The organism is Mesorhizobium sp. NZP2298, from assembly GCF_013170825.1.
Classification (GTDB): Bacteria; Pseudomonadota; Alphaproteobacteria; order Rhizobiales; family Rhizobiaceae; genus Mesorhizobium.
Genome location: NZ_CP033365.1, coordinates 1,272,643 through 1,291,985, shown reverse-complemented (window position 1 = coordinate 1,291,985; position 19,343 = coordinate 1,272,643). Strand labels below are relative to the sequence as shown.

General features: G+C 63.8%; 15 protein-coding genes. 5 read left to right on the top strand and 10 right to left on the bottom strand.

Annotation, left to right across the window (positions count from 1 at the left end):
- Positions 1-2 precede the first annotated feature (2 nt).
- Positions 3-2,048, bottom strand: a complete 2,046-nt coding sequence (locus EB231_RS06195) for an FUSC family protein (protein ID WP_172348055.1) — start codon at positions 2,046-2,048, stop codon at positions 3-5.
- A 56-nt stretch (positions 2,049-2,104) separates the two neighbouring features.
- Positions 2,105-3,454, bottom strand: a complete 1,350-nt coding sequence (locus tag EB231_RS06190) for an MFS transporter (RefSeq protein ID WP_172348054.1) — start codon at positions 3,452-3,454, stop codon at positions 2,105-2,107.
- Positions 3,455-3,592: 138 nt separating this feature from the next.
- Between EB231_RS06190 and EB231_RS06185 the strand changes: the two genes are divergently transcribed.
- Positions 3,593-4,045: a MarR family winged helix-turn-helix transcriptional regulator gene (locus EB231_RS06185; protein ID WP_172348053.1), complete on the top strand. Its 453-nt coding sequence runs from the start codon at positions 3,593-3,595 to the stop codon at positions 4,043-4,045.
- A 154-nt stretch (positions 4,046-4,199) separates the two neighbouring features.
- Here EB231_RS06185 and recQ read toward each other — a convergent pair whose 3' ends face one another.
- On the bottom strand, positions 4,200-6,032 hold the full coding sequence (gene recQ / locus EB231_RS06180; protein WP_172348052.1) for a DNA helicase RecQ: 1,833 nt from the start codon (positions 6,030-6,032) through the stop codon (positions 4,200-4,202).
- Positions 6,029-8,008: a hypothetical protein gene (locus tag EB231_RS35075; RefSeq protein WP_246740885.1), complete on the bottom strand. Its 1,980-nt coding sequence runs from the start codon at positions 8,006-8,008 to the stop codon at positions 6,029-6,031. The genes recQ and EB231_RS35075 overlap by 4 nt, the downstream gene beginning before the upstream one ends.
- On the opposite strand from EB231_RS35075, the gene EB231_RS06175 reads away from it, so the two are divergent.
- Positions 7,935-9,269 (top strand): coniferyl aldehyde dehydrogenase, encoded by a 1,335-nt coding sequence (locus EB231_RS06175; protein ID WP_246740884.1) that lies wholly within the window; start codon positions 7,935-7,937, stop codon positions 9,267-9,269. The genes EB231_RS35075 and EB231_RS06175 overlap by 74 nt on opposite strands.
- Before the next feature lie 721 nt (positions 9,270-9,990).
- Here the strand turns inward: EB231_RS06175 and EB231_RS06170 are convergent.
- The gene (locus EB231_RS06170) at positions 9,991-10,689 is read right to left on the bottom strand and encodes a hemerythrin domain-containing protein (protein ID WP_172348050.1); all 699 of its coding nucleotides are present in this window, start codon (positions 10,687-10,689) and stop codon (positions 9,991-9,993) included.
- A gap of 179 nt (positions 10,690-10,868) precedes the next feature.
- Here EB231_RS06170 and EB231_RS06165 point away from each other — a divergent pair, with 179 nt between their 5' ends.
- Entirely contained in the window at positions 10,869-11,342 is a 474-nt protein-coding gene (locus tag EB231_RS06165) for a hypothetical protein (RefSeq protein ID WP_172348049.1), read from the top strand.
- Positions 11,339-12,679, top strand: a complete 1,341-nt coding sequence (locus tag EB231_RS06160; protein WP_172348048.1) for a GAF domain-containing protein — start codon at positions 11,339-11,341, stop codon at positions 12,677-12,679. The genes EB231_RS06165 and EB231_RS06160 overlap by 4 nt, the downstream gene beginning before the upstream one ends.
- A gap of 19 nt (positions 12,680-12,698) precedes the next feature.
- Here EB231_RS06160 and EB231_RS06155 read toward each other — a convergent pair whose 3' ends face one another.
- Together EB231_RS06155 and uxaC are read right to left on the bottom strand one after the other, a co-directional pair.
- A complete protein-coding gene (locus EB231_RS06155; protein WP_172348047.1) occupies positions 12,699-13,037 on the bottom strand; it encodes a cupin domain-containing protein in 339 nt (112 codons plus the stop codon).
- A gap of 27 nt (positions 13,038-13,064) precedes the next feature.
- A complete protein-coding gene (gene uxaC, locus EB231_RS06150; protein WP_172348046.1) occupies positions 13,065-14,474 on the bottom strand; it encodes a glucuronate isomerase in 1,410 nt (469 codons plus the stop codon).
- A gap of 154 nt (positions 14,475-14,628) precedes the next feature.
- Between uxaC and EB231_RS06145 the strand changes: the two genes are divergently transcribed.
- The gene (locus EB231_RS06145) at positions 14,629-16,122 is read left to right on the top strand and encodes a mannitol dehydrogenase family protein (protein ID WP_172348045.1); all 1,494 of its coding nucleotides are present in this window, start codon (positions 14,629-14,631) and stop codon (positions 16,120-16,122) included.
- Positions 16,123-16,274: 152 nt separating this feature from the next.
- Here the strand turns inward: EB231_RS06145 and EB231_RS06140 are convergent, their stop codons facing one another.
- The 3 genes from EB231_RS06140 to EB231_RS06130 form a co-directional block, all read right to left on the bottom strand.
- Positions 16,275-16,682: a F0F1 ATP synthase subunit epsilon gene (locus EB231_RS06140; protein ID WP_172348044.1), complete on the bottom strand. Its 408-nt coding sequence runs from the start codon at positions 16,680-16,682 to the stop codon at positions 16,275-16,277.
- A gap of 99 nt (positions 16,683-16,781) precedes the next feature.
- Positions 16,782-18,377 carry a F0F1 ATP synthase subunit beta gene (gene atpD, locus EB231_RS06135; RefSeq protein WP_172348043.1) on the bottom strand — a complete coding sequence of 532 codons (1,596 nt, stop codon included), beginning with the start codon at positions 18,375-18,377 and terminating at the stop codon, positions 16,782-16,784.
- A gap of 71 nt (positions 18,378-18,448) precedes the next feature.
- On the bottom strand, positions 18,449-19,333 hold the full coding sequence (locus EB231_RS06130) for a F0F1 ATP synthase subunit gamma (RefSeq protein WP_172348042.1): 885 nt from the start codon (positions 19,331-19,333) through the stop codon (positions 18,449-18,451).
- Positions 19,334-19,343 lie beyond the last annotated feature (10 nt).

Sequence of the window (19,343 nt, the reverse complement as noted above, 5' to 3'; positions counted from 1 at the left end):
ATCTACTCCGCCACCAGCAGCATGGGCTCCGGCATTGTCGAATAAATCGGTGGCGCGGCGTTCCGGTACAGCGCCCGTCGCACCCCGACCAACGCGTCCGCCGACCGCCGCGCCGGCGTGGCCTGACGGCCCGCGACCGTGGCGAGGGCGCGATCGATGCGCGCCAGCAGCCGCGGCGGCGCGGTGACGGCTGCGCCAAGGCGCAGGCGCTCCTTGAACAGCTCGGCGACGGCCGACAGGACGGTGCCGACCTCGCGCCTCTCGTCGGGTGTGAGACGGTTGCGCATTCGCTGCAGTTCCACGATGTTCAGGCCGAGCCTGATTTCCGCATAGCCATCGATCGTCGACAGCGCCTTGTTCTCCGTCCCCGCGAGCCTGGGCACGAGCTGGCCGAGACGATCGAGCATGCGGCCGGCGAGCCGGCGCTGGTCCTCGACGCGGTCGCCGGCGGCGAGTTGGGCAAGGTCCGACCAGCCGGCATGCACCAGTCGCTGGGCCGCGATCTCTCCGCCGAATGGCCGCACCATCAGCGTCCACACCAGTGCGAAGCCCACACCCGCCAGGGCGGCGAGGCCGCCGCCGGCGAACGAGACGAAATCGGCGGAAAACCGGTCGCTGAGGGCGATGAAGGATGCGGTGTTCACGGTGAGCAGCATCGCCAGCATGCTGAGCTGAGGTCTGGGAATGAGCGTGCCGAGCACGAGGAAAGGCGGCGCCAGCACGAGAACCAGCAAGGGGAAGCTTTGAACCATCGGCAGGATGGCGAACTGGTAGAGGGCGGTGACCGCCAGGCTGACCGTGCACCAGACGAACATCGACAGGAGAAGCGGCGCCGGCCGATCGGCGGCGGCGAAGAATGAACTGCCGACCGCCACCATCAGCACGAATCCGGCGCCTTCCGCCCAGCCGGAATAAATCCACAGAGCACTGGCCGCCAGCACGGCGAGGATCACGGAACCGGCATAGAAGAACAACATGCCGTAGTCGTGATGGCGGGTGCGCGAGAAGGTGCGGCGACGGCGGAAGGCGAGCCTTTCGCCCCGGGAATCTCCCGTCGCGATCTGCTTTTTCAGCACCAGGCAGTCGTGCCAGGCGTCGACGATCTCTCTCAGCCTGGCCAAGGCGCTGTCGAGGATGAGGCTGTCCCAATCGACCGCCTGCGCGGGCGGCCGCAAATCAGCGATACGGGAGCGGAACAGAACGGCGCGGTCCGGACCGTCCACCGCCTGGAGCCAGGTTCCGACATCACCGAGAAGGATGAAGAACTCCTCGTGGATCGCCCGATCCTGCGACTTCAGGCCATGGATGCGGTCATCGAGCGACGACAGCAGTGGAAGCAGCAACATCAGCCGCCCGCGCAACTGTCCCGCCTGTCGCGTGACGCCGCGCGTATGGGCATCGTATCCGAGCTGGCTGATGAGGATGTCGAGCCCTGAAATGTCCGATGCCAGCTTCTGCCGGGCCTGCAAGGTTACCGCAAGCGCGCCCTCGCCGCGCAGGATCTCGCCCGCCCATGCCGCGGCATCGCCAAGCCAGTTGGAAATGCGCGAGGACAAGAGCGACGACAGCCCGATCGGGAACAGCAATTGCGCGACCACGCTGGCGCAAACGATGCCAAGGATGATCTCCTGGCTGCGGGCCGAGGCGATATCGAAGATCGTCTGGGGCGCATCGACCGCCGGCAGCGCGATCAGCGGAAGCGAATAGCCGGCCAGCATGAAGACATAGCTGCGCGGCGTCCGGTCCAGCATCGAAAGATAAAGCAACCCCCCAGTCCACAACGCCACGACCATGCTCAGCAGCAGCGGCGAATTGACGAACATCGGCAGGAAGAGGACGGACGCCGACGCACCGATCAGTGTACCGAGCGCGCGATAGAGTCCCTTGGAAGAGGTCGCGCCGGCGAGCGGATTGGCCACGACGTAGACGGCGGCCATGGCCCAGTAAGGGCGCGGCAGGTCGAACGATAGCGCGATATAGAGCGCCAGCATCGACGTGGTGAACGCCTTGATCGAAAACAGCCAGTCTTGCCAGGAAGGGAGCGTCATTGTGCTTCAGCTCTTAGGCCCGCTCCTCCCAGGCGGGCCTGGAAAGCTCCTTGAACCTAATTGTTGATGTCGACATCCTTCGTCTCATTCCCGATCAACAAGGAGATCAGGGTGAGCACCGCCATGGCCGACAGATAAACGCCGACCCAGAAAGGTCCGCCTCCGGCGCTCCAGAGGGCTACCGCGATGAATGGCGCCACGGCCGCGCCGAGGATCGAGGATACATTGTAGGAGATACCCGAGCCGGTGTAGCGAACATTGGCTGGAAACAGCTCGGGCAGCAGCGCTCCCATCGGGCCGAAGGTCATGCCCATCAGGCTGAAGCCGACGATGAGCCACGCCATGACGCCGACGGTACCGGCATGAAGCATCGGCACCCACAGCAGGCCGAAAGCCGCGATCGCCAGGGTGATCCAGATCAGCGTACGGCGGCGGCCCCAGCGGTCGGCCCACGGGCCGGAAACCATGGTGAAGACGCCGAAGAAGACAACGCCGATGATCATCATCAGCACGAAGGTCGTGTAGCTGTAGCCGAGGCCCGGCACCGCCGCCGAGGGCGCCGCGCGGCCGTAGCTCAACGAAAACGTCGTCATCAGGTAGAACAGCACATAGGTGGCGAGCATGTAGAAAGTGCCGAGTATGAGCTCTCTCCAATGCGTCTTGACCGCCGAAGCCAGCGGGAGCTTTCTGACCTGGCCAGTGCGCACCGTATTGTCGAATGCCGCGCTCTCGACCAGGTTGAGCCGGACCCACAGACCGATGGCCACCATGACCACCGAAAACAGGAACGGGATGCGCCATCCCCACGAAAGGAACGCCATCGACGGCCGCGAAGGATCGTCCGAGGGCATCGCGGCGGCAATGATCAGGAACAGGCCGTTGGCGATGATGAAGCCGATCGGCGCGCCTAGTTGGGGGAAAGTGCCGTACACCGCGCGCTTTCCCTTCGGCGCGTTCTCCGTCGCCACCAGTGCGGCGCCGCTCCACTCTCCGCCGAGAGCAAAACCCTGAGCGAGGCGCAACACCACCAGCAGGGCAGGCGCCAGCCATCCGGCGCTCGAGTAGGTTGGGAGCAGGCCGATCAGGAATGTCGCCAGCCCCATGGTGAGCAGCGCGCCAACCAGCGTGATCTTGCGGCCGCGCCGGTCGCCCAGATGGCCGAAGAAGATCGCGCCGAGCGGGCGCGCAATCATCGCCGCGCCGAACACGGCAAAGGAAGCGAGAAGCGCCGTCGTCTCATTGCCGGCCGGGAAGAACAGGTGAGGAAACACCAGCACGGCAGCCGTGGCGTAGACATAGAAGTCGTAGAATTCGATCGTGGTGCCTATCAGGCTCGCCAGGATGACGCGCGAACGCGGATTTGCGGGAGTGGAAGCTGAGGGCACTGCGCTAAAAGCAACGGACATACGAAAACACCTAAAAGGGTCGGCGAACGCCGATTCCTCACACTGAGAACGGACACCTGGCGGACAGATGGAAGGATCGACTTCGTCGCCTCGCTGGTATCAATTGCATTCAAATAGATTGTATGCGAACGATTGGCAATGGAAAATGAACGATCCAGAAGCCGCGAAACGATCGGCCAGGTGATAACCAATGTTGCGCGCCTTTGGCGTCGCACCGCCAACGAGCGATTGGATCGTTATGGACTTTCGCATGCCGTGGCCATGCCGCTGCTGGCATTGTGGCAACTGGGCGGCGAGGCTCGCCAGGGAGCGGTCGCGGAACAGGCCGGCCTCGAAGGGCCTTCGCTGGTGCGTCTCGTCGATCTCCTGGTGGCCGAAGGCCTGGTCACAAGGCGTGAGGATCCCAGCGACCGAAGGGCCAAGATACTGTCCTTGACCAAGGACGGTGAGGCGCGGATGAGTTCGATCAACACGGTGCTGGCCGAGCTCCGCCACGAACTGGTCTCTCTCATTGGCGACGACGAGCTTGAGACCGCCTCGGCGGTGCTGCGGCAAATCCAGGCAGAACTCGCCACCAAGCTCGGGAGCTGAATTGCAAACGCCGGCCTTGCCGGCACCGGTGTCAACGCCATGCCGGCACCTTCCGGCTGCGTGCACTCGCCGCCAGGCCGATCGTCTTCCAGGTTCCGGCGAATGAAATCTGCTCCAGGAATGTAAGCTGCCGGCCGGCGTGCCGCCGGAAGCCTCACGCCCCTGACAGATGCGCCGCGATTGCGTTCAGGAATATCTCGCCGAATTCCTTGAGCTTCGCCCCTCCCACACCGTTCACTTCGGCGAAAGCGTCGAGGTCGCGCGGGCAGCGCTCCGCCATGTCGATCAGCGTGCGGTCGGAGAACACCACATAGGCCGGCACCTGGCGCTCCTTGGCCAGCCGCAGCCGCAGGGATTTGAGCATGGCCAGCAGCGAAGCATCGATGCCTTCGGCATTCATGGCCGAACCGTCAGCCGCTCGCATCTTGCGCAAGGCGCGGCCGCGCACCTCGACGCGATAGTGGAACGGGATCTCGCCACGGCCAAGTGCGCGACCTTTCTCGGCGATGGCGAGGCCGCCATGGCCGCTCGGATCCGGCTCCAGGAAGCCGCCGGCGACGAGTTGCCGGATCAGTGACTGCCAGAAATCCTTCTTGTGCGCCACGCCGCCGCCGAAGCCGGCCAGCCTCTCATGGCCCCTGGCCAGCACCTTTTCGGTCTCATGGCCGAGCAGGATGTCGATGACATGGGCGGCGCCGAAGCGCTCGCCGCTCTGGGCAACGGCCGCCAGGATGATGCGCGCCTCTGCAGCGCCATCGGCGCGCGGCACCTGGTCGAGGCAGTTGTCGCAATTGCCGCAAGGCTCGGCTTCCTCGCCGAAATAGCCAAGCAGCACTTGGCGCCGGCACTGCGCCGTCTCGCAATAGCCGATCAGCGTATCGAGCCGGCGATGCGCGCGCTTCTTGTGCTCGACCGAAGCATCCTCGTCGTCTATGAACAGCCGTCGCATGCGGATGTCGCCAAGGCCGTAAAGCATATGCGCCTCGGCCTTGCGCCCATCACGGCCGGCGCGGCCGATCTCCTGGTAATACGCTTCCAGGCTGCCCGGCATGTCGGTGTGGAAGACATAGGCGACATCCGGCTTGTCGATGCCCATGCCGAAGGCGATGGTCGCCACCATGACGACGCCCGACAGCGTCATGAAAGCGTTCTGATTGGCCTCGCGCGCCTCCTTGCTCATGCCGGCATGATAGGCGAGCGCGGTGACGCCATTCTTCTCGAGGAAGGCCGCCATCTCCTCCGTCTTCTTGCGCGACAGGCAGTAGACGATGCCGCTCTTGCCGGCGTGACGCTCGATGAAACGCAGCAATTGCCGCTTGCTGTCCTGCTTGGATTCGATCGCCAGCTTGATGTTGGGCCGGTCGAAACCCAGAACCAGCGTTTCGACCCGCTCGGCGAACAGCCGCGCCTCGATGTCGCTGCGCGTGCTCTCGTCCGCCGTCGCCGTCACCGCGATGATCGGCACGTTGGGGAAGATGTGCCGCAGCCGCGACAGGTCCTCATACTCGGGCCGGAACGCCGGTCCCCATTGCGAGATGCAATGCGCCTCGTCGATGGCGATCAGGCTGACGTCGAGCCTCGAGAGCGCCTCGAGCATGCGCTCGGTCATCAGCCGCTCCGGCGCCAGATAGAGCAGCCGCGTCTGGCCGGACGCCACGCGGCGCCAGGCCGCGACATTGGCCTCGCGGTCGAGCGAGGAATTGATCGTATCGGCGCCAACGCCCGCCAGCCGCAACGCGGCGACCTGATCCTGCATCAGCGCCACCAGCGGCGAAATGACGAGGGTGAGCCCACCCATGACCAGCGCCGGTACCTGGTAGCAAAGCGACTTGCCGGCACCTGTCGGCATGACGGCCAGCACATGGCGCCCGCCGAGCAGCGCGTCCATGACATCGGCCTGGCCGGGGCGGAAATCGTCGAAGCCGAACACGTCCTTCAGCACGCGCCGCTTGCGATCCTCGGCCAGAATGCCGGTTGCCTGGGTCATTCAGCCAATTCCGTCGTCAATATGCCGGCCGAATTGTCATAGCCGAACTCCCGGCAGAAGCTGTCCACGCGCTCGAGAAACGACGGCGGCAGACCGCCCAGATAGGTCCTGAACGCTTCATTGCGCTCCCATTTTCTCAGCGAGGTGGACCTGATGGGATTGTTTGCATCGCGGCTGAAGAGCGTAGCCGGCGCCAGGCCGAAGGGTCGGGCAATCCTCGCCTGCACGATGTCCGGTTCGGCGATCAGGTCCTCATAGCGCAAATAGGAGATGACTCTCTCCGGCTGGGCCTGTCGCAGCCGTATCAAACCATCATACTCCGCCTCCCAACGCTCCATGGTCACATGAAAAGGCCGCAGATCGACGGTCTCCGGATGAGAGCTGGTCAGCACGTCGAAAGGATGCCGCACGCAATAGATCAGGCCGACCGAGGCGGGCAAATTCTCGAGATCCCTATAGCTCACGAAAGTGCGTTTTACGACCAGGTTGGCTTGATAGCGATCCAGTTCGATCAGTGTCTGGTACGGCGCTTCGCTGGTATGGACATAGATATCCTCGAAACAGCCCATCAGATTGAGGCTGAGCGTGGTGCCGCTGCGCGCGCATCCGGCGATGAAAATTCTATTTCGGGATCTCATTGCCGAAGGCAGCATTGGAGCCTTCTGTCGAAGGCGCCAGAAAAACCGCCTTGCGCGGCGGCGTAACGCCGCTATCGGCTTGCGGGGCGCCGCGGCTGGCTCCTCGGAAAAGCCAAGCTCGGCCAGGGCGATTCCGCTTTCTCCGGCGACCGCATAGAGCAGCCAGGTCTGATTATCCTGCTCAAAAATGGCCGGATCGCGTAGCGCGTTTTCCCTGCCTTGGGCCAGACCGATCCGACTGGGGCGGATCGGCAAGTCGGCCCCTTCGAACTCCGTCAACGGCCGCAACACTTCGCTGTCGCCTCGCACGGTCCAGTCCCGCCAATCCTCGGCGAGATCGATTGTGCCGTAAAGGATCCGTTCCGGCGCGTCGCCCCGACGCGTGTAATAGACCCGCAGCCAGCGGCCGGATTTCTGGAGCGCGACATGCCGTGGGGCGAGGTCGTGCCGCATGGCAGGCAGCACGACCGGACCGCGTTGGAAATCCGAAATGCCGTCTCTCGATCGGTACGCCGTGATCGCTCCCGTTCCAAGCAAACCGTACCACCAGCCATCGTGGCGGAACATGCGCGCGTAGAACGGCCCGAGCGGCTCGGAAAGCGGAGTGAAACGAAGCCCGTCGACGGATGTCGCGGCGAAGGTGATCTGGCCTTCACCGGATTTTGCCGGGCCGTGAAAATACATCACGAAATGGCGAAGCTTCTGGTCGATGTGAACGTCGGGCGAGGCGATATGCCCGACGATGAATGGACATTGATCGAGAGACAGCACACCGCCGGGGTGGATGCGCCAGGGCCCATGCAGCGAAGCGGAGTAGGCGAGGCGGATATAGGTCCCCGTGTGGTCGGCGAAGTAGAGATAGTAGGCACCAAGCCGACCGGGCACCCAGTCAGGCATGCTGACCAGCGACGGCCCGTTGATGTTGGCCCCGTCATCGCCGGGCAGCATGTCCGGCGTAATGACGGGTCCGTGTCGCATGGCGGTGACACGAATTTGCGGAATCATGCGCCACGCGCCCTTGTCGGAGATTTCAGCTTGCCGCATTCGATACAACGGCATGGATGCAAACGGAAGGTCAAACAGCCATGTGAGCCTCGCCTGTCCTCGCGGCAATGTGCTCCTGGCTGGATTCAGGCTGGCCCTGATGTAAGCTGGGCAGGAGCAAGGAGCGCGCGCGATGCTGCAGGTGAGACAGGACGTTCTCGGCGAGCGGTTCCGCTTGCAGCGCGCCGCCTTCGAGAAACAGCCCTTTCCGGACCTGAGCGTGCGAAAAGACCGCCTGAAGCGTCTGCTGGCGCTGACCGAGCGGCACGAAGCCGCCATTTGCGCCGCGATCAACGCTGATTTCGGCAGCCGCTCGACTCACGAGACCCGCCTCGCCGAATTGTTCGTCGTGCGCGCCGGCATCCGTCACGCGCTGTCTCACTTGAAAGGCTGGATGCGGGAGCGTCGCGTGGCCACCACCTTGCCGTTCCTGCCGGGCAAAAACCGCCTCGTGCCGCAGCCGCTCGGTGTCGTCGGCATCGTCTCGCCATGGAACTATCCCTTCCAGCTCGCCGTCGCGCCGGTCACGGCAGCGCTTGCCGCCGGTAATCGCGTGCTGGTCAAGCCGTCCGAACTGACGCCGGCTTTCTCGGAGTTGCTGGCCGGACTAGCCGCCGCGCATTTTTCGCCCGACGAGTTGAGCGTCATCACTGGCGATGCCGAGATGGGCAAGGCCTTCGTGTCGATGCCGTTCGATCATCTGCTGTTCACCGGCTCGACCGCGGTCGGCCGCCAGGTCGCGATCGCCGCTGCCGCCAACCTGACCCCGGTCACGCTCGAGCTCGGTGGCAAGTCGCCGGCGATCTTCGATCCCTCCTGCGATCTCGATGCGGCGACCGCCAGCATTGCCTACGGCAAGCTGCTCAATGCCGGTCAGACCTGCATCGCGCCGGATTACCTGCTGGTGCCCAAGGGGCAGGCAGACACGGTCACGGCCAAGCTCGCAGCCGCGGTAGCGCGGCTCTACCCCACGCTGCGCGACAACCCCGACTACACCGCCATCATCAGCGACCGCCATTTTCAGCGCCTGCGCGCCATGATCGCGGAAGCCCGCGATGCCGGCGCCGAGATCGTCGAAATCAACCCCGCCGGCGAAGACCTTGGCGCCACGAGCCGGAAGCTGCTGCCGACCCTGGTCCGCAATGCAGGACCGGATCTGCGGCTGATGCGCGAGGAGATTTTCGGCCCGGTGCTGCCGATCATCGAATACGCCACCGTCAACGAGGCGATCAGCCATGTGAACCAGGCCGATCGGCCGCTGGCGCTCTACTGGTTCGGCAACGACAGTGCCAACCGCCAGCGCATCCTGCGCGAGACCGTCGCCGGCGGCGTCACCGTCAACGACTGCATGCTGCATCTGGTGCAGGAGAACCAGCCCTTCGGCGGCGTCGGCGCCAGCGGCATGGGCGCCTATCACGGCGAATGGGGATTCCGCACCTTCAGCAAGGAGAAACCGGTCTTCCTGCAGTCGCGCCTGAGCGCCGGCGCCCTGCTGCGCCCGCCCTATGGCAAGACGTTCGAGCGGCTTTTCGGCCTGCTCAGGCATATCACCTGACCAGGTCGCCGCCTCAATGCCGGATGGCGGGGCGAAAGGCGGCGATACCAGCCAATACGGCCCCTGTTATTACGTTTGACGCATATTCCCTCTGGATTCAGCCAGGATTTGCTGTCTTTCTGCAAAGTCGTTTCCGAAACTTCTCCCCCTCTCGAAATCACACCTGACGGACTCGCCTGGTCAATATCTCCGACACGCCGGTCGAGGCTATCCTCGAGGCCACGCATCGCCTGCTCGCCACCAGCCGTCGCGACCACCCGGCGCCGGCGCATTAAGTTTATATTCACTATGATCCGGCAGGTTTCCAATCCTGCGGTGATGTCTTGAGTACCGCGGCGCCACTGGCGCCCAGGCAACAAATCCGCGCCTTGTCTAAGGCGCGGGTTCCCTGTCGAGGAGCCGGTTGGCCGGCAACGCCAGGCTGCCGCCCACGATGTAACCTTCCATCATCGGCTGTCGGGCCGCGCGTGGATCGGAGATCCTCCTCCGGCAGCAAAACACCTGTTATCCGCCGACGGCCGACCGGCTGCCTGGGCACAACCAAGCTTTGCCGGACAATGCGCGGCGCATGCGCCGCAGCCTTCACGGCGGGCAGCAGCCCGGCCAGTTGAAATCGTGCGGCCCAAGGCTGTCGCATGGCGGTTGTGCATGGTTCTGATTCCCTGTCGAATTCGTTACGCTCGAACGCGAACTGCCTCCGAGAGTGTCTCTGGTGCGAATTTCAGGCAGCGAGCCCAAGTCTGCTGGAGAGGTCGCAAAAATCCTCAGGCGACAGATGTGGCCGCGCCGCGAATTCGATGACGGCGGCGAACGCGTCGGCAGGCGCCGAGACCTTCATGCCTCCCAGAAGCGCGGCACGCTCGCCGCGGTTCATGGCGGGAATCATCAGGCGCATGAAGGCGAGGTTCTTTTCCGGCGTGAGCGACCCGATGATCGCCATTTCGATGCCTTGCAGTTCGGCATCCGTGAAGTTCGCCCAAAGTTGCGGCGCGGTTACCGTCTCCTCCTCATGCATGTGTTCGAGATCGTGTCCGACAAAGACCGTGAAAGCGATGTAGAGCCGGCGACCAAGGTTGGCTCGGGCATCAAGGGGTGCCTCCTCGATCGCCCGGATCATGTCCTCGAGTTCGGCAAATGCCAGCCGGTGATCGTCGTGCTGGTGCTCGAGGCGATCGGTCGAAGCCTGCACGCGCGCTTCGAGTGGCAGGTGGATATACCTGTCCTCATGGGCAAGATGGCTGGCCCCAAGCATAAGGATCGTACGAAGGTCGGCCAGCAATGGAGCAGTCGCCGCGGCATCGTCGAAATCCGCGCCGCCCAGGCGCGCAAGCAATTCGCATTGGGCCTTGCGAAGACCCTTGTGGATCAGGCCATAAAGATCATAGCGGCCATTGAGATCTGGTATTCTTGCATGTGTCATTGAAGGTCTCCCGTCTGTACGGCGTCCCGATTGTCACGATGACTGATCGCGCCGGCTTCGCGAGGCCTTCTATTCAAGGGCTGAAGAACATGCTTCCTAAATGCTTCCTAAGCGAGCATTCCTGTTCCTAAAACTTTCTTATCCGATTAGACTGTTTGCACGTAGGCAATGGGGCGGCCTTGATCAGCAAGGAAATAGACGACCTGCTCGCAGGTCCGGTGATGATTCTCGTATCCACACGCAATGCCGCGTTTCGTCCAGCCATCGGCCGCGGCACCGGCGCCGTGCATGTCGCGAGCATCGGATGTATCGACGTGCTCGTATCGCGGGCGCAATGGCCCGAAGTTGTCGAGAACGCGGACTTGGGTGCACCGGTGGCAGTCACGATGGTACGCCCGCACGACTATCGCGCCTTCCAGATCAAGGGCAGCATCCTGGCGGTGTCACCGGCCGACGATGCCGACAGGGCGAGAGCGCAAAACTACATTTCCTCGATGCTGGTGGTGATGGATGCGCTTGGCGTGACCCGGCATCAACTCTCTCATACCCTCGTCGACGGTGATCTGCTTCGCATCCGTTTTCAGCCTACCGATGTCTTTTCGCAGTCACCCGGACCCGGAGCGGGCGAGAGGCTACGGACAAACCCGCCATGATCTCCCTCAGCGACATCCGCGACAGTTTTGAAGGTGTGATCCCGTCGGTGATCGCGACCAGCGATGGCGATGGCATACCCAACATCTCGTATCTGTCTCATGTCTATTACGTCGATGAGAGCCATGTCGCGCTTTCGAACCAGTTCTTTTCCAAGACGGCCGCCAATGTCCGCGCCAGCGGCGTCGCCACGCTGATGGTTGTCGATGGACGAAGCGGCGTCCATCACATACTCGATCTGGAATTCCTGCATGCGCTCGATCATGGCGAGCTGTTCGAACGCATAAAATCGCATCTTTCAGTGATGAGTGCGCAACAGGGAATGGCGGGGATCATGAAACTGCGCAGCGCCGACCTGTATTTCGTGCGCGATTGCCGTGCGGTGGTCGGCGCCGTCCCGCTTGAACATCGCAATTCCGCCTCCGTGACAACGAACCACCTGCCCAAGGCTGCGGTTCTTGCCGCCGCCATCGGCTCGGAAGCCGATGCCGATGTGATGCTGGACAAGGCCCTGGCCGGACTTGAGTGCAGCTTCGACTATCGGCATGCGATGGTTCTGGTGCCCGACGAGACCGCGCAGCGGCTAAGCACTCTGGCGAGTCGCGGATATAGCAGCCTTGGTGTCGGCGCGGAGATCGCGTTTGGTGAAGGCGTGATCGGTATCGCGGCTGCTACGCGCCAGCCGGTTCGTATCTGTGACCTGCGGCGTTCCCAACGATATGCCTCAGCCATACTTTCGGCGTCTGACCGCACACGCCATATCCCGCTTCCCGGACTAGCCGGTCCGCGCAGCCAGATGGCGGTGCCAATGCTTGCCCAGGGAAAATTGCGAGGCGTGCTGTTTGTCGAGTCCGAGGCCAGTTTCGCTTTCGGCCATCAGGATGAGGACGCCCTGATGCTGGTCGCGAGCCAATTGGCCGCGGGGTTGCGGCTTGCCGAACTGGAAGGTGGCCACCAGGCCAATGCCTTCGCGAAGTCGACGCAAGGCGGACATGCCCCGGATCAAGTCGGAGCACCCTCGTTCAAGATAAGATACTTCGCTTTCGACGACAGTGTCTTTATCGACGACGACTATCTGATCAAAGGCGTCCCCGGGCGGCTCCTGATCCACCTCGTCCGCACCTTCCTCGCCACGGGACGCCGCGACTTCTCCAATCGCGAGATCAGGCGGGACGCAACGCTGCGGCTGCCTGATATCAAGGACAATCTTGAAACCAGGCTCATCCTTCTGCGTCGGCGCCTTGACGAGAAAAGCGCGCCGATCCGGCTGCTGCGGCCCGAACGTGGGCATATCAGGCTGGACCTTGCCGGCGTGCCGCAGCTGGAAGCCGAACCGTGATCCTTCCCGGATAGCGCCCTCAGGCGAGGAAATCAGCCCTGCACGGCGCAAAACTGTCGACCAGCCGCCCCGCTTCAAGCGCCTTGACGCCATGCACCAGGCCGGACGGCACGATGAAGCTGCCACCGGCCTCAAGGATCTCCGTCAGCCCGCCGACAGTCACCTCGAAGCGGCCCTCGGCGACATAGCTTGACTGGACATGCGGATGCGAATGCAGCGCACCGATACCCCCCTTGTCGAAGCCGAACTCCACCAGCATCAATTCATTGGTGGAGAGGAGAACGCGCCGCCTGTTGCCGTCGGGCGTCGGCGTCCAGGGGGCCTCGCCGGCATGGGCGAATATCTTCGTCATCGTCATCTCCTTGCCGCGAATAGCCGGCCAACATCAGAGCCGATAGGCTTTCTTGGCAAGCGTATAGGCCAATTCCCCGGCCAGTTCATGCGCCTCGTCCTCACGCAGCCGGTGCTCGGCGACGAGGCGCGCCAGGAATGCGCAGTCGACCCGCCGCGCCACATCGTGACGGGCCGGGATCGAGGGGAAGGCGCGGGTGTCATCGTTGAAGCCGACAGTGTTGTAGAAGCCCGCCGTCTCCGTGGTCATTTCGCGAAACCTGCGCATGCCTTCCGGACTGTCGTGGAACCACCAGGCCGGACCGAGCCTAAGCGCCGGGTAGACGCCGGCGAGCGGCGCCAGCTCGCGCGCATAGCTGCTTTCGTCGAGCGTGAAGAGAATGACGGTCAGGTCGCGCTCCAGCCCGACGCAGTCGAGAAGCGGCTTCAGCGCTGTCACGTAGTCCGTCCGTGTCGGGATGTCGAAACCCTTGTCGCGGCCGAATCTCTGGAAAATGGAAGCCGAATGGTTGCGCTGGGAGCCAGGATGGATCTGCAGCACCAGCCCGTCATCCCTGCTCATCTTGGCCATCTCGGTCAGCATCTGGGCGCGAAACAGCTTTCGCTCACGCTCGTCATCCGAGCCGCGGCGAATGCGGTTGAACAGCTCCTCGGCCGCCGCATCGGATAGGTTGGCGGTCTCGGCTGTCGGATGGCCGTGGTCGGACGAGGTCGCGCCGAAGCCTTTGAAGAAGGCGCGCCGCTGGCGATGCGCGTCGAGATATCCGGCCCAACTGCCGGTGTCGCAGCCGGTGATCTCGCCCAGCCGGTCGAGATTGGCCGCAAACCCTTCGAAGTCGGGATCGACAACCGCGTCCGGCCGGTAGGTGGTGACGACACGGCCCTCCCAGCCGCTGTCGCGGATCATCTGGTGCCATTTGAGGTCGTCGAGCGCGCCTTCCGTCGTGGCGATCACCTCGATGTTGAAGCGCTCGAACAGAGCGCGCGGACGGAAATTCTCCCACTGCAACACCGTCGCGATCGTGTCGTAGTGGCGGTCGGCGGTCTCGGCGCTCAGCGGCTCTTCGATGCCGAACAGATGCGCCAGCACATGGTCGAACCACAGCCGGGTCGGCGTGCCCCGGAACAGGTAATAGTGCTCGGCAAAGCGCCGCCAGATCGTCCTGCCGTCGGTCTCGACCGGGGCGCCGTCCAGGGTCGCCACGCCCAGATCCTCCAGCCGCACGCCCTGGCTGAACAGCATGCGGAAGATGTAGTGGTCGGGCACGATGAGCAATTGTGCCGGATCCGGGAACGGCTCGTTCAGCGCATACCAGCGCGGATCGGTGTGGCCGTGAGGGCTGACGATGGGCAGGTTCTTGACGCCGGCATAAAGGTCGCGGGCAAGCGAGCGCGAATGCGCTTCAGGCGGAAAAAGCAGATCCGGATCGATCAGCGCGACCATGGGAAAGCAGCTCCTTCCAGTTGGGTATCGGTACGTTCGGGCCAACGCGATGTCAATGTGCCCCGCCAAAGCGGCATCCTTGCGGCAGGCGGACGTAGGTGTTACGCCGCCTGTCATCCGCCGCGTCCCCAAAGCCCTTAGCCCCGGTATCGTGATGACCAGAAGCCACCTGTCCAACGCAACGCTGCAACGGCTGCCCGCGGCTGCCGAAATCCCCGCCTATGACCGCAGCCGCGTTGCTCCCGGCATCGTGCATCTCGGCGTTGGTGCCTTCCACCGAGCCCATCAGGCCGCCTATGTCGAAGACTGCCTGGCGGCGGGCGAGACGGACTGGGGCATCATCGGCGTCTCCTTGCGCAGCGCCGACACGCGCGACGCACTGGCGCCGCAGGACGGGCTCTACACGCTGGCGATCCGCAGCAGCGGCGAGGAGGAGCTGCGCGTCATCGGCTCGCTTCAGTCGATGCTTGTGGCGCCCGAAGATCCGGCCGCGGTGCTGGCCGCGCTGATCGATCCGCGCACCCGCATCGTCACGCTCACCATCACCGAAAAGGCCTATCTCAGGGCCGCAGGCGGCGGGCTGGACGCCGCTCACCCCGACATCGCCCACGATCTGGCAAATCCGCGAATGCCGAGGACGGCCCACGGTTTCCTCGCCGAGGCGCTTGCTCAACGACTGGCAGCCGGCACCCCGCCCTTCACCGTGCTCTGCTGCGACAACCTGCCAGCCAATGGCGCTACCTTGCATCGGCTGCTGACCGAATTCGCCGCGCTGCGCGATGCCAAGCTTGCCGCAGCGGACGATACCGGTCTCTTCGACCATATCGCAAACCAGGTCGCCTTTCCGTCGAGCATGGTCGACCGGATCGTGCCGGCAACAACCGACGCCGACCGGGCACGCGTCGCTGGCGAACTCGGTGTCGACGATGCCTGGCCCGTGATGACCGAGCCTTTCCGCCAATGGGTGATCGAGGACAATTTTCCGACGGGCCGGCCGGCCTGGGAAAAATTCGGCGTCACCATGGTCGGCGATGTCGGCCCCTTTGAGGACATGAAGCTCAGGCTCCTCAACGGCGCGCATTCAGGCATCGCCTATCTCGGCCTGCTCAGCGGCCACGCCACGGTCGACCGGGCCTTTGCCGATCCGGCGATCCGGCAATTTGTCGACGGGCTCTGGGCCGAAGCCATCCCGACATTGCCGGAGGATGCCGGGCTCGATACATCAACCTACACAGCCGAGCTTGCCGAGCGTTTTTCCAACACCGCGCTCGCCCACCGCACGGCGCAGATCGCCAATGACGGCAGCCAAAAACTGCCACAGCGCATCATCGCCTCCGCCATCGAGTGCCTCGAGGCCGGTACCGAGTTCGTGCATCTCACGCTGGTGGTGGCGGCCTGGATTGCGGCCTGTGCCGCGCGCGGAAAGACCTTGCCCGAAAACCATTTCACCGATCCGCTCGACGCGGCACTGACGGCGCTTTTGAACCAGCAGCTGCCGGCGAACGAAACCGTGACAGCGGTGTTCGACCTGGCCGGCTTTGCCCGGGATCACGCCGAGCGCCAGACGCTGATCGAGCTCGTTGCCGTGCATCTTGTGCATCTGCGAAGGGATGGCCCGACACTGGCCTTCGCTGCCTTGGGCATTTAAACAAAAAAGCGAGGCAAGGCCCCGCTTTTCATCAAGTCATCCAGAGCAATTCCAGGAAAAGTGTGAGCGGTTTTCCGTCAGGAATTGCGTCGAAACAAAGAGTTAGAGCGGTCGCCGTTTCCATGAAACGGTGAAACGCTCTAGGCTGAATTTCAGGCCGGGATAAGCGCGCCTTCCAGCGTGGTGAGCTGGCTGAGGAACTGCTCCGCCTTGCTGCGCGCCTGGTCGTCCTTGGCGTCGGCGGCATCTTCCTTGGCCTCCTGGATGCGGCGGGCGAGATCGGCCCGGTCGACATCCTTCACCGCGACCGCCGATTCCGCCAGCAGCGTGCAGCCGGCCGGAACAATGTCAGCGAAACCGCCAAACACGACATAGCGCTCTTCGCCGCCCGAAGCGGTCTTCACCGTGACGACACCCGGCTTGATCGTGGTCATGACCGGCGCGTGATGCGCCATCACGGTCATCTCGCCTTCGGCGCCCGGAATAACGACGGATTCGACCTCGGCGGAAACCAGCAGGCGCTCCGGCGAGACCAGTTCGAATTTGAAAGCTTCAGCCATGATCATTTTAGCGAGCAGGGAATAATGAGTAGCGAGTAGGGAAGAAACTCGCTCGGCTCACCTTGCCCTATTCGCTACTCCCTATTCGCTATTCGCTTTTTACGCTGCTTCAGCCGCCAGGCGCTGTGCCTTCTCGACCGCTTCCTCGATGCCGCCAACCATGTAGAAGGCTGCTTCCGGCAGGTGATCGTAGTCGCCGTTGCAGAGGCCCTTGAAGCCCTTGATGGTGTCCGCGAGGTCGACCAGCTTGCCTGGCGCGCCGGTGAACACTTCGGCGACGAAGAACGGCTGCGACAGGAAGCGCTCGATCTTGCGGGCGCGGGCCACGGTCTGCTTGTCCTCTTCCGACAGCTCGTCCATGCCCAGGATGGCGATGATGTCCTGCAGCGACTTGTAGCGCTGGAGGATCGACTGCACCTGGCGGGCGACGGCATAGTGCTCTTCGCCGACGACCATCGGGTCGAGCATGCGCGAGGTCGAATCCAGCGGATCGACCGCCGGATAGATACCCTTTTCGGCGATGGCGCGGTTCAGCGTCGTCGTCGCGTCAAGGTGGGCGAACGAGGTCGCCGGCGCCGGGTCGGTCAAGTCGTCGGCGGGCACGTAGATGGCCTGCACCGAGGTGATCGAGCCCTTGGTGGTGGTGGTGATGCGTTCCTGCAGCGCACCCATGTCGGTGGCGAGCGTCGGCTGATAGCCCACGGCCGACGGGATACGGCCGAGCAGAGCCGACACTTCCGAACCCGCCTGCGTGAAGCGGAAGATGTTGTCGACGAAGAACAGCACGTCCTGGCCCTGATCGCGGAAATATTCGGCGACCGTCAGGCCGGTCAGGCCGACGCGGGCGCGCGCGCCCGGCGGCTCGTTCATCTGGCCGTACACCAGAGCCGCCTTGGAGCCTTCGCCGCCGCCCTTCTTGTTGACGCCGGATTCGATGAACTCGTGATAGAGATCGTTGCCCTCGCGGGTGCGCTCGCCGACGCCGGCGAACACCGAATAGCCGCCATGGGCCTTGGCGATGTTGTTGATCAGTTCCTGGATCAGCACGGTCTTGCCGACGCCGGCGCCGCCGAACAGGCCGATCTTGCCGCCCTTGGCGTAGGGCGCGAGGAGGTCGAGCACCTTGATGCCGGTGATCAGGATCTGCGCTTCCGTCGACTGCTCGACATAGGTCGGAGCCGGCTGATGGATGGAGCGCATTTCGATTGCGTCGACCGGGCCCTCTTCGTCGACCGGCTCGCCGATGACGTTGATGATGCGGCCGAGCATGCCCGGACCGACCGGCACGGTGATTGGCGCGCCGGTGTCACGCACTTCCTGGCCGCGCACCAGACCCTCGGTGGAGTCCATGGCGATGCAGCGCACGGTGTTTTCACCCAGATGCTGGGCAACTTCGAGCACCAGACGATTGCCGACATTGGTCGTCTCAAGCGCGTTCAGGATCGCCGGCAGGTGATCGCCGAACTGCACGTCGACGACGGCGCCGATGACCTGGCGGACCTTGCCGACAACACCGGTTGCCTTGGCAACCGCTGCCGATGTCTTGGCCGCGGCGGCCTTGGCCGGCGCTGCCGCCGTCTTTGCCGGAGCTGCCTTCGCGGTGGCTGCCGGAGCCTTGGCCGCCTTCGCGGGGGCTGCGGTCTTCGCGGCGGCGGCCTTGGGGGCTGCCGTCTTGGGGGTCGCTGCTTTCGCCATCGTCTTTACCCTTTTTCGTCCTTTGTTTCTCACGCGGTCCGGTGGCGGGCCAGATGGCCCACGGACCGCGCCTAGAGCGCCTCGGCGCCCGAAATGATTTCGATCAGTTCCTTGGTGATCTGCGCCTGCCGCTGGCGGTTGTAGGTGATCGACAGTTTGTTGATCATCTCGCCGGCGTTGCGCGTCGCATTGTCCATGGCGCTCATCTTGGCACCCATTTCGCCGGCCGCGTTTTCAAGCAGCGCGCGGAAAATCTGCACGGAGATGTTGCGCGGGATGAGGTCGGACAGGATTTCGCCCGGCTCCGGCTCATACTCATAGACGGCGCTGCCGCCATCCACCGCCTCGGCGGGAGCCGAAGCGACGCCGGCCGGAATGATCTGCTGCGCGGTCGGGACCTGGCTGATCACCGACTTGAACTGCGAATAAAACAGCGTGCAGATGTCGAAGCCACCCTCGTTGAAGAGGTGGATGACCTTCTTGGCGATCGCGTCGGCATTGACGAAGCCGAGCGTCTTGACTTCGCGCAGATCGACGCGGTCGAGGATCATCGATGCATAGTCGCGGCGCAGGATGTCGAAGCCCTTCTTGCCGACGCAGATGATCTTGACCTGCTTGCCGTCGGCCAGAAGCCGGCGGATGTGGTCGCGGGCCAGACGCGCGATCTGCGAGTTGAATCCGCCGCACAGGCCGCGCTCGGCCGTGCAGACGACCAGCAGGTGCACGTCGTCCTTGCCGGTGCCGGTCATCAGCGCCGGGGCATCGCCACCGCCGCCGATCGCCTGGGTGATGTTGGCCAGTACGGAACCCATGCGCTCCGAATAGGGGCGCGCCGCTTCCGCGGCCTCTTGCGCACGGCGCAGCTTCGCCGCGGCGACCATCTGCATCGCCTTGGTGATCTTCTGCGTCGCCTTGACCGAGGCGATACGGTTACGAAGGTCTTTTAATGAAGGCATGCTTCAAACC